We start from the raw sequence: 13587 nt of genomic DNA, 5'->3' as shown, positions 1-13587 counted from the left end.
TTTTTCCGGCCGATGTCTTTTTCGCGCTTGCCCGCACGTAGTAGAGATGTAGCTAACAACAACCAACCCAAGGAGCCAGCGTGGAATACATGCTCTTCATCTGCACCGATCCCACCGCACCCGCCTACGTGGCCGCGGAGGACAACATCGAGGAATGGTCCGCCGACGTGGAGGCCCGGGGGATCGCCCGGCACGGTGACCGGCTCCGCCCGGTGCAGGACGCAACCACCGTCACGGTGCGGGAAGGGCGGCTGATGGTGGTGGACGGCCCGTTCGCCGAAACGAAGGAGTGGGTGGCCGGCTACGACATCATCGACTGCGCCGGGCTGGACGAGGCGATCGAGGTCGCTTCCAAGCATCCGATGGCAAAGTTCGGAAAAATCGAGATCAGGCCCGTGTGGCCTTTCGGATCCTAGCCGTGGACGGCGGGGTAGTGTGATGACCATGGAAATGCGCCTCGAAGTTGTCCAGGTACCGGTCGCCGACGTGGATGCCGCCAAGGCGTTCTACACCGAAAAGATGGGGTTCGCCCTGGACCACGACGTCGAGTACATCCCGGGCATGCGCGTCGTCCAGCTCACGCCGCCCGGGTCGGCCACCTCGGTGGTCATCGGCACGGGAATGACCGGCATGGCGCCGGGGAGCCTCGAAGGCCTGCAGCTGGTGGTGCCGGACATGGCCGCCACCCGCACGGAACTCCTGCGCCGCGGAGCGGAGATCAGCGAGGTCCAGGACATGGGCGGGATCGCTTTCGCCTATTTCAGCGACCCGGATGGGAACCGCTGGGTCCTGCAGGAGGCCACACGGCCCGAGGTCAAGGACGCCCACCAGCACTGAGGCCAGGTTAAAGAACTGTGGCCACTCGCCCGAGGGGGAGTGGCCACAGTGCTGTGTGCCGCGACGCGCCGTGTGCCGCGACCGGCTAGAGCCGCAGACCGGCTAGAGCCGCAGGATAGCGGTCATCCGGGCGATGTCGTGCTTGGCACGGGTCCTGCCGAGAAACAGTGCAGCACCTACCGCGGCCGCGGCGCCCAGCAGCAGGGGCAGTATCCACGGGATCCAGGTCAGGCCGGGCTGGTAGCCGAAGCCCGCAGCCATAAAGATAATCCAGCTCAGCATCCCGACCCCGAGGGCGATCCCGGCCGGAACGGTGATGCCGTACTTCGCGTGGCGCCTGTCATTGGCCCACACCACAAAACCCGCGGCCACGGCCACCATGGCGACCACAATCAGTGACAGCATTCAGACTCCTTTGTGAACTGCGGGTTGAGGGTTCGGGACGACGGCGCCGCTGGGCCGGGCGCGCGCCGGGTAGCTAGAGGGCGCCGAAACCGACGCGGCGGACTTCTTCGGCGCCGATTTCCACGTAGCCCAGGACGTTCGCCGGGATGATGACCAGGCGGCCCTTCTCATCGGTCAGGCGGAGCTCGGTTCCTTTGGAAATGGCCTCGGCAACGAGCGTCGCCACCGCATCCGCGTCCTGGTTCGACTCAAGGGCAATTTCGCGGCCGATGTTCTGAATGCCGATCTTTACTTCCACAGCAAGGCCTCCAAGCCAATCAAAGTGTTCAGGGTGTTTTCTATTTCTACTCTAGGACTCTTTGGGGAAGCGGGAGATTCCGCGCCAAGCTAAACGGTAAATCAGGTCACTGGCCACATCGAGGTCCAGGTTTCCGTCCGTTTCGAGCCAATAGCGGGCACTGACCTGCGCCATGCCGGACAGGCCGCGGCCCAGGAGCTGGGCTTCCAGGAGCGGCAGCTTCGTGTCCTCGGCGATGACCCGGGCGATAGCGTCGGCGAAGGTCTTGTTGAAGGTTTCCAGCCGGGCGCTGACGTCGTGGTCGTTGACCAGGTCCGACTCGAAGACCAGCCGGTGCGCCTGGTCGTCGTTGGCGATGAAGCGGAAATAGGCCCGCATCACAGCCTGGACGCGCTCGTCGTTGTCCGTGGTGGAGTTCAGTGCGCCCAGCAACAGCTCGGTGAGGGTGGACAGGTGGCTGTCCAGCAGGGCCAGGTACAGCTCCCGCTTGGACGGAAAGTGCTGGTACAGCACCGGCTTGCTCACGTGGGCCGTCTCGGCGATCTCGTCCATGGCAGCACCGTGGTAGCCGTTGGCTACGAAAACTTCCTGCGCGGCGGCGAGCAACTGCGCCCGCCGCTCGTCCCGCGGCAGGCGCGCCGAACGCTGGGTGCCGCCCCGTGCCTGGCCTGCCGACGACTTTCCGGTGTGGCCGTGCTCGACCGGTGCCTGATGAACCACTGTAGGCCCGCCTTCCCTCGCTGTTAGCTCCACTTTACGCGGGGGTAATATGACCTGGCCGCATCTTCGGGCATACATTGAAGTATGGCTTCCCAGTTGACCGCTAACGGCACCCCCGCAACCCCGGCCCCTGCCGCCGGGCCGCTGGTTGAACCGGCCGACGCACTGACACCCGAAGAGGTGGAGCGCTACTCCCGGCACCTGATCATTCCCGAGATCGGCACACTCGGGCAGCGCCGCCTCAAAAACGCCCGCGTCCTGGTCATCGGGGCCGGCGGCCTCGGCTCGCCCGCCCTGCTCTACCTGGCCGCCGCCGGGGTGGGAACCCTGGGCATCATCGACGACGACGCAGTTGACCTCAGCAACCTCCAGCGCCAGGTGATCCACGGCGTCGCCGACGTTGGCCGGCCGAAGACCGAATCCGCCCGCGATGCCATTGCGGCCCTGAACCCGCTGGTTGATGTCCGGTTGCACAACGTCCGGCTGGACGCCGGCAACGCGCTGGAGCTCTTCGCCGGCTACGACCTCATCGTCGACGGCGCCGACAACTTCGCCACCCGCTACCTGGTCAACGATGCCGCGGCGATCCTCGGCAAGCCCTACGTGTGGGGCTCGATCTTCCGCTTCGACGGGCAGGTCAGTGTGTTCTGGGAGCGATACGGCCCCACCTACCGGGACCTGTACCCGGAGGCCCCGCCGGCGGGCTCCGTCCCGTCCTGCGGCGAGGGCGGCGTCTTCGGCATGCTGTGCGCCGCCGTCGGCTCGCTGATGGTGACGGAGGCGGTCAAGCTGATCACCGGCGTCGGACGTTCCCTGCTGGGACGGGTGGCGCTCTTCGACGCCCTGGGCGGCAGCTGGCGCGAAATCAAAGTCTCCCGTGACCCGGAGGCGGAGCGTATTACCGGGCTCACCGACTACGAGGCCTTCTGTGGCATCACCCCCGCCGCGGACGCCGGCACCGAGCACACCGTCACCGCGACCCAGCTCGCCACGATGCTCGCCTCCCGCAAGGCCGGGCTCAAGGACTTCCAGCTCGTGGACGTGCGCGAGAGCGGGGAATTCGACATTGTCCGGATTGAGGGCGCCACGCTCATTCCGCAGGGCAGGATCCTCGCCGGCGAGGCCTGGGCCGAACTGCCGCAGGACACGGACATTGTGTTCCACTGCAAGGCCGGGACCCGGTCCGCGGCAGTCCTGGCAGCCGCCCGGGCCGCCGGCTACGAGCGCGTCAGCCACCTGGAGGGCGGCATCCTCGCCTGGGTGCGCGACGTCGAACCGGAAAAGCCGGTCTACTAGCGTCCGACCCAAAGCTGTCCCCGGCCACCCTGCCCGGCGACGATTCCCCGGCCCGCACGGGCCCAACCGGAGAGGCACCGCCATGACTGAAGACAGCAGCACCACCCCGCAGCACCGGATCGGGTCCGGGTTCGGCCCGCGCACGACGGCGGCGGAGGTGGTCGCCGGCGTCGACCTGCACGGGAAAACCGCGCTGGTCACCGGAGGGTATTCGGGGCTGGGCCTGGAGACGGTCCGCGCGCTGCACTCGGCCGGTGCCCGCGTGATGGTGCCGGCACGCCGCCCCGACCACGCCCGCAAGGTCCTGGACGAGGCCGGCCTCTCGGATGTCAGCGTCGCCGCGCTGGACCTGGCCGACCTCGACGCCGTGCGGTCCTTCGCCGCCGACTTCCTCGCCTCCGGGTTCCTTGGCGAGGGCGGCAGCCTGGACATCCTGATCAACAACGCGGCGATCATGGCCAGCCCCGAGCAGCGGGTGGGTCCGGGCTGGGAATCCCAGTTCGCCACCAACCACCTGGGCCACTTCACGCTGGCCAACCTGCTCTGGCCCGCCCTGTCCGCCGGGGACGGTGCCCGGGTGGTGGCACTGTCCTCGACCGGCCACAAACTCTCGCCGCTCCGCTTCGACGACATCAATTTCGACACCGGCTACGACAAGTGGAAGGCCTATGGGCAGGCCAAAACGGCGAACGCCCTGTTCGCGGTGCAGCTGGACGCGCTCGGACGGTCCTCCGGCGTGCGGGCCTTCGCGGTGCACCCGGGCGGCATCATGACCGAGCTGCAGCGCCACCTTCCCCGCGAGGAAATGATCGCCTCCGGCTGGATGGATGCGGAGGGCAACCTCAACGAGCACTTCAAGACCCCCGCCCAGGGCGCCGCGACGTCGGTGTGGGCGGCTACCTCCCCGCAGCTTGACGGCAAGGGCGGCGTCTACTGCGAGGACTGCGACGTCGCCGAGCCCACCGAGACGGGGACGCCGCTGGCCCGGATCAGGGGAGTGGACGCCCATGCCGTGGACCGGGCGGACGCCGAACGGCTGTGGCAGCTGTCGGCCGGGCTGACGGGTGTAGACGCGTTCGCGACGGAACACTAGTCCGAAGGGGACCCGGCGCGGGCCGGCCACTGGCGAAAGGACGGCGCCGGTGCAATAGTGGCCCGATGATCAGCCAGCAGGAGCTCTGGGACGAGGACGCCGCCAAGCAGTACGACACCCCGGGGGAGGGGATGTTCGCCCCCGAGGTCCTCGGGCCCACCGTCGAGGTCCTCGCCGCGCTGGCCGGCGGCGGACCGGCACTCGAGTTCGCTGTCGGCACCGGCCGGGTGGCCCTTCCCCTCACCGAGGCGGGCGTGCAGGTCAGCGGGATCGAACTTTCGCACGCGATGATCGCCCGGCTCCGCGAGAAACCGGGGGCGGACGTCATTCCGGTGGTCCAGGGCAGCATGGTCGACGCGTCGGCCGGGACAGGCTTTTCGCTGGCATTCCTCGTCTTCAACACCATCGCCAACCTCCTGACCCAGGACGAACAGGTCCGGTGCTTCCAGAACGCCGCCCGCCACCTTGCCCCCGGCGGCCGCTTCGTCATTGAGCTGTGGGTCCCCCAGCTGCGTTCGCTGGCCCCCGGGAGGGGCGGAACTGTGGAAGTGAGCGAGCCCGGATACCTGCTGGTCGACACCTACGATGTGCTGCGTCAGCACGTCGTCTCACACCATGTGCGGTTTGGCCCCGAACTCTCGGACGGCAGGAATGCCCGGATCGGCCGGACGCCGCACCGTTACGTCTGGCCCAGCGAGCTTGACTTGATGGCGCGCCTGGCCGGCTTCGAACTGGAATCCCGCTGGGCGGACTGGGACCGCAGCGAATTTACCGCGGAGTCCCGCAGCCACGTCTCGGTGTACCGGCTCAGCGAAGGCTGACGTGGCCGGGGTGGCCTGACGCCGAGGGTCAGGCGGTTTCCCGGCGGCCGTCGACGGCTGGGAGGGAGTTGTGGTCCACCGGGCATTCGGCGGCGGCGTCGGCAGCCGGCCGTGCAGCGGCGGGCTGTTCGACCGTGATGCCGTAGACCGCCTCGAGGCCGGCCACGTAATCGTCCTGCTGGCCGTTGGCAGCAAGCTCGCGGGCCCGGACCGTGGGGACGTGCAGGAGCTGCTTGACCATCCGGCGGAGCGCGAACTCCACTTCCTCGGCAGCGGCCGTGCAGCCGTGGCGGGCGCGGACCTTTTCCATTTCGGCGTCGAGCACGTCCATGGTGTGGCGGCGCAGGGCAACAATGGCTGAATCGACGGAGCGAGACTGCCGTTCCTGCTCGAAGGCGGTTGCGGCGCCGTCAACAATCCCGCTGGCCTGGGTCAGGGACTCGGCCTGTTCCTGCGGGGCGGCCAGCCGGACCGATTCAAGGGTGAGCAGTTCCACGCCGTCGAGCTCCGCCACTGCGGGGTCAAAATCGTGGGTCAGCGCCAGGTCGATGGCAATCAGCGGCTGCGGCGAGGCCGAGCGGATCCGGGCGAGCTCCGGCGCTTCGACGCGGTTGTCCGAGCCGCTGCAGCCGATCATCACATCGGCGGCCGCCACCGCGCCGGGCAGGGTTGCGCTGTCCAGGGCGGTGCCGCCGCGGGTGGCGACAAAGCCGGCGGCGCGTCCGGAGGAGGAGAAGACGGAAATGTCGGTGCAGCCCCGTTCACGCAGCAGGGACATGGTGGCCCCGGCATACGCGCCGGTCCCGAAGACCACGGCCTTTTTGCTGGACCAGTCGGGGTTTTCGGACAGATCGGTGGCCAGGTCCAGGGCGACAGAGACGATCGAGAGCCCGCGGGAGCCCAGGGCGGTTTGCGCCCCGACGTCCTTGGCGGTCTTGGAGGCGGCCTGGAAAAGGCGCACGAGTCCGGCGCTGGCCGTCCCGTCGTGCTGGGCCGCGATCAGGGCCCGGCGCACCTGGCCGGCAATTTCGCGTTCGCCGACGACGGCGGAATCCAGGCCCGAGCTGACGGCGAACAGGTGCCGCGTGACATCCGGGCCGGTGCGGGTATTAAAGGAGCGGGAGACGAGCTGTTCGCTCAGGCCGCTGGCGCCGCTGATCTGGGAGACCAGCGCGGCACGCGCCGCCTCGACGTCGTCAGGGTGCGGGGCTTCGCCGTAAATCTCGAACCGGTTGCACGTGGCCAGGACAACGGCACCCGACACCGCCGGCGATCCGGCGAGGGCGGATGTGGCAAGCCCGGAAGCGCCGGTGCTCAGTTGAGCAACGGTTTCCAGGTCGATGTCGGCGTGTGTAGCCACCAATGAGAAAAGAACCACAGCACCACAATCATAGCTTTTTCGTGCCCGTGTAGAACAACTACCGGACGTGGGACTGCGCACCCCTGGCTGTGATTCCCGCCACGACAGGGGACCGGCGGCCTTCGCTGACAGGTTGTCGTTATCTTTTGGGGCCGATTTTCGGCACAATCAAAGGCATGACACCTAGCGCTGCGGCAACGAACGGCACCGCCGTCGACGGAACGGCAATCGACGGCACTGCAATGAACGGCCTCGACGCCGGCCACCCCCTGATGGACGGCCGCACCGCCGATTCACCGCTGATCACCGCGTACCGCGGCGGCAAGCCGTCCCGGCGCCCGGTGTGGTTCATGCGCCAGGCCGGCCGGTCGCTGCCCGAATACCTCAAGGTGCGCGAAGGCGTGGCCATGCTCGATTCCTGCCTGCGCCCGGAACTCGCCTCCGAGATCACCCTCCAGCCGGTGCGCCGGCACGACGTCGACGCAGCGATCTTCTTCTCCGACATCGTTATCCCGCTGAAGCTCGCGGGCGTCGGCGTGGACATCGTCCCCGGCGTCGGCCCGGTGCTGGAGAAGCCGGTGCGCACCGCCGCGGACGTCGCTGCCCTCCCGCAGCTGACCTGGGAAGCCCTTGAGCCCATCCGCGAGGCCGTGCGCCTCACCGTTGCCGAGCTGGGCAGCACCCCACTGATCGGCTTCGCCGGAGCCCCGTTCACCCTGGCCGCCTACATGGTTGAAGGCAAGCCCTCCCGCGACCACCTCGGCCCGCGCACCATGATGCACGCCGACCCGGAAACGTGGACGGCGCTGGCCAACTGGGCCGCCGATGCCTCCGGGATGTTCCTCCGGGCGCAGCTGGAGGCCGGCGCCTCCGCAGGCCAGCTCTTCGATTCCTGGGCCGGCTCACTGGGGCTGGCCGACTACTCCCGCTACGTCGCGCCGGCATCGGCCCGGGCCCTGAACGACGTCCGGCACCTCGGGGCCCCGCTGATCCACTTCGGTACCGGCACGTCGGAACTCCTGGTTGCGCTGCGCGATGTCGGTGTGGACGTTGTGGGGGTCGACTACCGGCTGCCCCTGGACGAAGCCAACCGCCGGCTCGGCGGGACCGTGCCGCTGCAGGGCAACATCGACCCTGCACTGCTGTCCGCGCCCTGGGAGATCCTCGAGGCCCACGTCCGGGATGTCATCGCCGCCGGCGCCTCGGCTCCGGGCCACGTCCTGAACCTTGGCCACGGCGTGCCGCCCGAGACCGACGCCGCGGTGCTGACCCGCGTCGTCGAACTGATCCACTCGATCGACCCGGAGTAGGCCCCGGATGGCCACAGGCCCTGCCGCAGGCTCCGCCCTTCCCGCGCCGACCGCCGTCGTGGTGGGCGGCGGCATCTCCGGCCTGCTTGCCGCCCGGGAGTTGGCCCGCGCCGGCGTCCGGACCACGGTATTGGAGGCCTCCGCGGAATGGGGCGGCTGCGTGGGCAGCCACGTGGTGGCCGGCCTGACCCTGGACAACGGCGCCGAGTCTTTCGCCACCCGGTCCACTGCGGTGGCGCGCCTGGCCGAGGACCTGGGCCTCGGCCCGCAGATCGTTCCGCCCAACCCCGGGGGCGCCTGGGTCCAGCTCCCCGAAGGACCCCGGGAACTGCCCAAGACCGGGGTCCTGGGCATCCCCGCTAATCCCTGGGACCCCGAGGTGCGCCGTTCGCTGGGCCTGTGGGGATCCCTCCGTGCCTCCCTGGACGCAGTGCTTCCGGCCACGGCCGGCACGTCATCGCAGGCCACCAGCGTCGCTGACCTGGTCCGTATCCGGATGGGACGCCGCGTCCTGGAACGCCTGGTGGCCCCCGTGGTGGGTGGCGTGCACTCCGCGGACCCCGCCCTGCTGGACGTGGACATGGTGGCCCCGGGGCTGCGGGCCGGCATCCGGGCCCACGGTTCCCTCGCCGGCGCCGTCGCCGCGCAACGCCGCGGACCCGCCGCCGTCGGCGCGCAACGCCAGCAGCCTGCGGAGCGCCCGGAGCACCCGGAACACCCGGGGCAGGCGGCCGGCCAGCCGGGTCCCGCGAAGGCGGGATCCGCCGTCGCCGGTCTCCGTGGCGGCATGCACACCCTGATCGCGGCGCTCCTGGCCGAGCTCCGCGGCCTGGACGTCAGCCTGCTCAGTTCCTCGCGGGCGGACGCTGTGGAGCGCCTGTCGGGCGGCTGGCGCGTAACCTCAGGGACCGCCCGGTACGAGGCCGAACGGCTGGTGGTGGCAATCGAGGGGCCGGCCGCCGTCGACCTTCTCGCCGGCACACTGCCGGCCCTGGAATCACTCCGCCCGGAAGCCGGCCCCGACGTGCGGCTGGTGACCCTGGTGCTGGACCGCCCCGCCCTCGACGCCGCACCGCGCGGGACCGGGGTGCTCGTGGCCCCGCAGAGCCCCGGCGTCCTGGCCAAGGCCCTGACGCATGCCACCGCAAAATGGGCGTGGCTGGCCGAACGCACGACGCCGGGCCGGCATGTCCTCCGGCTCTCCTACGGTCGCGGCGGGGACGAACCCGCCGCCGGCAGCCCCGTGTCCCGCAGCGACGACGAGCTGTTCGATGCCGCGCTCCGGGATGCCTCGTCGCTGCTCGGTGTCCGGCTGTCCGCGGGCGACGTCGTCGGCTGGGACGTGGTGCGCTGGTCCGGCGCCCTGCCCTTCGCCACCCTGGGCCACCGGCAGCGGGTGGACCAGGTCCGGCGGCTCTGCGCCGCTGAAGGAAACCTCGCCGTGGTCGGGGGCTGGCTGTCCGGAAACGGGCTCGCCGCGATCGTCGCGGACACCCCGAAACAGGTGGCGTCCCTGCTCCCTTGACGGGTCCCAGCGGGCCGCCGTCCGGCTCCGGACGGGGACGCGCTAACCGGAACAGGGGTGTTTCCGCAAATTTTCCCCCGCGCCGTTCAGCGGCTAGGGTCGATGACCATGGTTATGCACAGGTCCGAGGTTCCAGAAACGCCGGCCGGTCACCATGGGGGACTTCGACGCGGCACGGCAGTGGCAGCGCTCGGAGCGGTACTGGCTCTCACCGCAGGAGTTCCTGCCACACAGGCGGCCACCCCGTCGCCCAGCCCGGACGGCCCTTCGGCCTCGATTTCCGTGGGCATCGGCGACCTGATCGGCGGCATCGTGTCGCCGTCGCCGTCGCCCTCCCCGACGTCAGGCTCCAGCAGCCCCACCCCTACCCAGAGCACCGCGCCGCCGTCGTCGGCCGCGCCGGACCCGACTGAGACGCCGGCGCAGCGCGCCACCCGGCAGGCCAGTGCACCTGCCGCACCGGGGACCACGGCCCCGCAGCCGGCGCCCGCCGTGCCCGCAACCGGCCAGGCCACCGGCACCCAGGCCTCCGGCACCCAGCAGGCACCGGCCCCCGTGCAGGCCCCCGCCGCCGGCAGCCAGGCCGCCGCGCCCGGCACGCCGTCAGAAGCCGCTACCGGCACCGCCGCCGGCAAGGCCGGCACCCCGTCGGCGACTCCGAGCGGAACGCCCCGGTCCGCCACCACCATGTCCGCCGCCAAGGAAGCGACCCCGGCGTCGCCCAGCCCGTCCGGGGACACCATGCAGGCGGCGTCCTCGGTGCAGTCGTCCGGGCCCTCCGCACTGGTGGGCTGGGGGATCTGCCTGGTGGCTGTGTCCCTCGGAGCAGGAGCAGTGGTCCTGCGGATGCGCCGGATCTAAACCCGCCAACCCCGCCCCGCTGTGAAATTGAGCACTTCTACGCCTTGTAGAAGTGCTCTGTTTCGACTTAGCCCGGGGGAGGGGGCAAACTGGTATGCATGAGCCACACTTCTGCCGAATCTGTCACTAAAACCGGAGCAGCAGCCGAGGAATCGACCGAGCAATTCTTCACGCTCTGGACGGTCTTCAAGCGCTCCGCGGACGTCCTGCGCAGCGGCGACGCCGCCGAGGACTTCGACGCCCTGATCGGGCGGCTCGCCGAAGACGGCGTTGTCCACCGCGGCAGCTACGACGTTTCGGCAATGCGGGCGGACGCAGACATCATGGTCTGGCTGCACGGTCCCCGTGCCGAGGCCCTGCAGCGGGCCGTGCGCGACATCCGCCGCAGCAAGCTGTTCACCGGCACCGAGATCGCATGGTCCGCCATGGGCGTGCACCGCGAGGCCGAGTTCGCCAAGAACCACACGCCCGCCTACTCCCGCGGCGTCGAGCCGGCCGAGTGGCTCTGCGTTTACCCCTTCGTCCGCTCCTACGAGTGGTACCTGCTGCCGGACGCCGAGCGCGGCGCAATGCTCCGTGACCACGGCCTCCTGGGCAGGGACTTCCCGCAGGTCATCTCCAACACGGTGTCCTCGTTCGCCCTCGGCGACTGGGAATGGATCCTCGGCCTGGAAGCCCCGGAACTGGTTGACCTGGTTGACCTGATGCGGCACCTGCGCGCCACCGAGGCCCGCCACCATGTCCGCGAGGAAATCCCCTTCTACACCGGGCGGCGCATCAACGCCACGGAGATCGCCGAGGTCCTCGCGTGAGCCCGATCGACGCCGCGCTCACCGCCGTGAACCCCATCACCGAGGCCGGCCGGATGGCGCCCAAGGAGTACGACGCCGTTCTGCTCGCCTCCTTCGGCGGCCCCGAGGGGCAGGAGGACGTCATCCCGTTCCTCCGCAACGTCACCCGTGGCCGGGGCATCCCGGACGAACGGCTCGAAGAGGTCTCGCACCACTACCGCGCCAACGGCGGCATCAGCCCGATCAACGAACAGAACCGCCAGCTCAAGGCCGCCATGGAAACCGAGCTCGCCGCCCGCGGCATCGGGCTCCCGGTGTTCTGGGGCAACCGCAACTGGGACCCGTACATCCCGCAGACCCTGCAGGAAATCTACGACGCCGGTCACCGCAAGGTCCTGATGATCACCACCAGCGCGTACTCCTGCTATTCCAGCTGCCGGCAGTACCGCGAGGACATCGGCATGGCCCTGACCGAGACAGGTCTGGACGGCAAACTCGAAGTGGACAAGGTACGCCAGTACTTCGACCACCCCGGCTTTGTGGAGCCGTTCATCGAAGGCACCGCCGCCGGCCTCGCCGACGTCCGGGCCCAGCTGGCCGCCGCCGGAACCCCTGACGCGCCGGTCCACATCCTGTTCGCGACCCACTCGATTCCGACCCGCGACGCCGAGGCCGCCGGACGGTCCGACGGCGAACCGCGCCAGTTCGAACAAGACTCCGCCTACGTGGCCCAGCACCTCGCGGCAGGCACCGAGGTCATCCGCCGGGTGGAAGCCGAGACCGGCCTGACCGCACCGTGGTCCCTCGTATACCAGTCCCGCTCCGGCGCCCCGCACGTGCCGTGGCTTGAGCCCGACATCAACGACGCGATCGAGGAACTCGCCGGCCAGGGAGTCAAGGGCGTGGTGATCGTGCCGCTCGGCTTCGTCAGCGACCACATGGAGGTGGTCTGGGACCTGGACACCGAAGCCCTGGAAACCTGCGGCAAGCTCGGCATCGCCGCCACCCGTGTGCCCACCCCCGGAACGCACCGTAAATTCGTGGCCGGAATCGTGGACCTCATCAGCGAGCGGACCGCGGCGAACACCATCGCCGACCGGCCCCACCTGACCAACCTCGGCCCCTGGTACGACGTCTGCCGCCCCGGCTGCTGCGCGAACTTCCGCGGCGAAAAGCCCACCATCGCGGGCGCAGACACCTCTGTTGGGACCGGGCACGACCCCTACCCGGCCGGCACGGCGTCGTCCACGGCCGGCCAGGCCGCGCTGTGACGGTCCGGATCGGCACCCGGGCCAGCAAACTGGCCCTGACCCAGACCCAACAGACCGCGGACCAACTGGCCGCCGTCGGCGGTTTCCCGGTGGAACTGGTGCACATCCGCACCGACGGTGACGTGCTGACCGGCCCGCTGTCCCAAATGGGCGGCACCGGTGTGTTTGTGGCCGCGCTGCGCGACGCCCTCCTGCGGGACGCGTGCGATGTCGCCGTGCATTCACTGAAGGACCTGCCCACCGGCGCGGCGCTCGGACTGAGCCTCGCGGCGACCCCCAAACGCGCTGACGTCCGCGATGTGCTCTGCGCCCGGGACGGCCTCACCCTCGCCGCGCTGCCGGCCGGCGCCACCGTCGGCACCGGCTCGCCCCGCCGCGCGGCCCAGCTGCGCGCGGCCCGCCCTGACCTCGACATCCGGGACATCCGCGGCAACGTTGATACCCGCCTGGGCCGCGTCCCGGGGCTGCCCGGGAACACGACGGACGACGTCGTGGAGGGCAAATCCTGCGACCTCGACGCCGTGGTGCTCGCCGCCGCCGGCCTGCACCGGATCGGCCGGCAGGACGCCGTCACCGAGTACCTCGACACCACCGTGATGCTGCCGGCCGCCGGCCAGGGTTCCCTCGCGATCGAGTGCCGCACCGGGGATGCCCCGCGGAAGGCAGGGTCCACTGAGGGATCACAGGGGGTGCTCGCCCAGGCCCTCGCGGCCCTGGACGATCCCGACACGCGCCTGGCCGTCACGGCCGAGCGCGCCCTCCTGGCCAGGCTGGAAGCCGGTTGCGCAGCCCCGGTGGGAGCCTACGCCCAACGCAAGGGCAGCATGCTGCACCTCGAAGCCGTGGTGTGTGCCGTGGACGGGACCGCAACCGTCCGGGACTCCAAGGTCACCGACGGGCTGACCGAGGTGGGGGCCACCCTGCTGGGCATCGAACTGGCCGAGGCGCTGCTCGCGGCCGGCGCTGCCGACATCGCCGACCTGGCAGCTTCCTGAGCCG

15 protein-coding genes are annotated in these 13587 nt (G+C 70.0%); 11 read left to right on the top strand and 4 right to left on the bottom strand.

The genetic code is table 11. The features are described from left to right. The first annotated feature begins 89 nt into the window (after nt 1–89). Nucleotides 90–416: a YciI family protein gene (locus AC1DHY_RS01490; protein WP_476878231.1), complete on the top strand. Its 327-nt coding sequence runs from the start codon at nt 90–92 to the stop codon at nt 414–416. Nucleotides 417–444: 28 nt separating this feature from the next. Next, nucleotides 445–837, top strand: coding sequence for a VOC family protein (locus tag AC1DHY_RS01485; RefSeq protein ID WP_476878214.1), 393 nt, complete (start codon nt 445–447; stop codon nt 835–837). 102 nt (nt 838–939) lie between these two features. On the opposite strand, the gene AC1DHY_RS01480 is transcribed toward AC1DHY_RS01485, so the two are convergent. The 3 genes from AC1DHY_RS01480 to AC1DHY_RS01470 form a co-directional block, all read right to left on the bottom strand. Beyond that, nucleotides 940–1242: a hypothetical protein gene (locus AC1DHY_RS01480; protein WP_476878215.1), complete on the bottom strand. Its 303-nt coding sequence runs from the start codon at nt 1240–1242 to the stop codon at nt 940–942. Between the two features lie 73 nt (nt 1243–1315). After that, the gene (locus tag AC1DHY_RS01475; RefSeq protein WP_476878216.1) at nt 1316–1540 is read right to left on the bottom strand and encodes a DUF3107 domain-containing protein; all 225 of its coding nucleotides are present in this window, start codon (nt 1538–1540) and stop codon (nt 1316–1318) included. A 51-nt stretch (nt 1541–1591) separates the two neighbouring features. Continuing rightward, nucleotides 1592–2260 carry a TetR/AcrR family transcriptional regulator gene (locus AC1DHY_RS01470; protein ID WP_476878217.1) on the bottom strand — a complete coding sequence of 223 codons (669 nt, stop codon included), beginning with the start codon at nt 2258–2260 and terminating at the stop codon, nt 1592–1594. Between the two features lie 84 nt (nt 2261–2344). Between AC1DHY_RS01470 and moeB the strand changes: the two genes are divergently transcribed. The 3 genes from moeB (at nt 2345) to AC1DHY_RS01455 (ending at nt 5470) form a co-directional block, all read left to right on the top strand. Continuing rightward, nucleotides 2345–3556 carry a molybdopterin-synthase adenylyltransferase MoeB gene (gene moeB / locus AC1DHY_RS01465; RefSeq protein ID WP_476878218.1) on the top strand — a complete coding sequence of 404 codons (1212 nt, stop codon included), beginning with the start codon at nt 2345–2347 and terminating at the stop codon, nt 3554–3556. An 82-nt stretch (nt 3557–3638) separates the two neighbouring features. After that, the gene (locus tag AC1DHY_RS01460; RefSeq protein WP_476878219.1) at nt 3639–4649 is read left to right on the top strand and encodes an SDR family NAD(P)-dependent oxidoreductase; all 1011 of its coding nucleotides are present in this window, start codon (nt 3639–3641) and stop codon (nt 4647–4649) included. Nucleotides 4650–4714: 65 nt separating this feature from the next. Beyond that, nucleotides 4715–5470, top strand: coding sequence for a class I SAM-dependent DNA methyltransferase (locus tag AC1DHY_RS01455; RefSeq protein WP_476903061.1), 756 nt, complete (start codon nt 4715–4717; stop codon nt 5468–5470). Nucleotides 5471–5498: 28 nt separating this feature from the next. Here the strand turns inward: AC1DHY_RS01455 and AC1DHY_RS01450 are convergent, their stop codons facing one another. Further along, the gene (locus AC1DHY_RS01450) at nt 5499–6848 is read right to left on the bottom strand and encodes a glutamyl-tRNA reductase (protein ID WP_476878221.1); all 1350 of its coding nucleotides are present in this window, start codon (nt 6846–6848) and stop codon (nt 5499–5501) included. Nucleotides 6849–7006: 158 nt separating this feature from the next. Between AC1DHY_RS01450 and hemE the strand changes: the two genes are divergently transcribed. The 6 genes from hemE to hemC all read left to right on the top strand — a co-directional run bounded on the left by hemE (nt 7007) and on the right by hemC (nt 13583). After that, on the top strand, nt 7007–8140 hold the full coding sequence (gene hemE, locus AC1DHY_RS01445; RefSeq protein ID WP_476878222.1) for a uroporphyrinogen decarboxylase: 1134 nt from the start codon (nt 7007–7009) through the stop codon (nt 8138–8140). A 7-nt stretch (nt 8141–8147) separates the two neighbouring features. Continuing rightward, nucleotides 8148–9665 (top strand): protoporphyrinogen oxidase, encoded by a 1518-nt coding sequence (gene hemG, locus AC1DHY_RS01440; RefSeq protein WP_476903060.1) that lies wholly within the window; start codon nt 8148–8150, stop codon nt 9663–9665. Nucleotides 9666–9845: 180 nt separating this feature from the next. Beyond that, the gene (locus AC1DHY_RS01435; protein ID WP_476878224.1) at nt 9846–10526 is read left to right on the top strand and encodes a hypothetical protein; all 681 of its coding nucleotides are present in this window, start codon (nt 9846–9848) and stop codon (nt 10524–10526) included. A 98-nt stretch (nt 10527–10624) separates the two neighbouring features. After that, nucleotides 10625–11338, top strand: coding sequence for a hydrogen peroxide-dependent heme synthase (gene hemQ, locus AC1DHY_RS01430; RefSeq protein ID WP_476878225.1), 714 nt, complete (start codon nt 10625–10627; stop codon nt 11336–11338). A 53-nt stretch (nt 11339–11391) separates the two neighbouring features. Next, the gene (locus AC1DHY_RS01425; RefSeq protein WP_476878232.1) at nt 11392–12588 is read left to right on the top strand and encodes a ferrochelatase; all 1197 of its coding nucleotides are present in this window, start codon (nt 11392–11394) and stop codon (nt 12586–12588) included. Then, on the top strand, nt 12585–13583 hold the full coding sequence (gene hemC, locus AC1DHY_RS01420) for a hydroxymethylbilane synthase (RefSeq protein WP_476878226.1): 999 nt from the start codon (nt 12585–12587) through the stop codon (nt 13581–13583). The genes AC1DHY_RS01425 and hemC overlap by 4 nt, the downstream gene beginning before the upstream one ends. The last annotated feature ends 4 nt before the right edge of the window (nt 13584–13587 follow it).

It is taken from the genome of Arthrobacter sp. 05L44, assembly GCF_056397605.1.
Note: the sequence above shows the minus strand (reverse complement) of the source record. Positions and strands in the feature narration are given on the sequence as shown.

Excerpts from the sequence above, each read along its gene's own strand:
- AC1DHY_RS01490 (WP_476878231.1), top strand. The coding sequence starts at position 90 with ATGCTCTTCATCTGCACCGATCCCACCGCACCCGCCTACGTGGCCGCG.
- AC1DHY_RS01485 (WP_476878214.1), top strand. The coding sequence starts at position 445 with ATGGAAATGCGCCTCGAAGTTGTCCAGGTACCGGTCGCCGACGTGGAT.
- AC1DHY_RS01480 (WP_476878215.1), bottom strand. The coding sequence starts at position 1,242 with ATGCTGTCACTGATTGTGGTCGCCATGGTGGCCGTGGCCGCGGGTTTT.
- moeB (WP_476878218.1), top strand. The coding sequence starts at position 2,345 with ATGGCTTCCCAGTTGACCGCTAACGGCACCCCCGCAACCCCGGCCCCT.
- AC1DHY_RS01460 (WP_476878219.1), top strand. The coding sequence starts at position 3,639 with ATGACTGAAGACAGCAGCACCACCCCGCAGCACCGGATCGGGTCCGGG.
- AC1DHY_RS01455 (WP_476903061.1), top strand. The coding sequence starts at position 4,715 with ATGATCAGCCAGCAGGAGCTCTGGGACGAGGACGCCGCCAAGCAGTAC.
- hemE (WP_476878222.1), top strand. The coding sequence starts at position 7,007 with ATGACACCTAGCGCTGCGGCAACGAACGGCACCGCCGTCGACGGAACG.
- hemG (WP_476903060.1), top strand. The coding sequence starts at position 8,148 with ATGGCCACAGGCCCTGCCGCAGGCTCCGCCCTTCCCGCGCCGACCGCC.
- hemQ (WP_476878225.1), top strand. The coding sequence starts at position 10,625 with ATGAGCCACACTTCTGCCGAATCTGTCACTAAAACCGGAGCAGCAGCC.
- AC1DHY_RS01425 (WP_476878232.1), top strand. The coding sequence starts at position 11,392 with ATGGCGCCCAAGGAGTACGACGCCGTTCTGCTCGCCTCCTTCGGCGGC.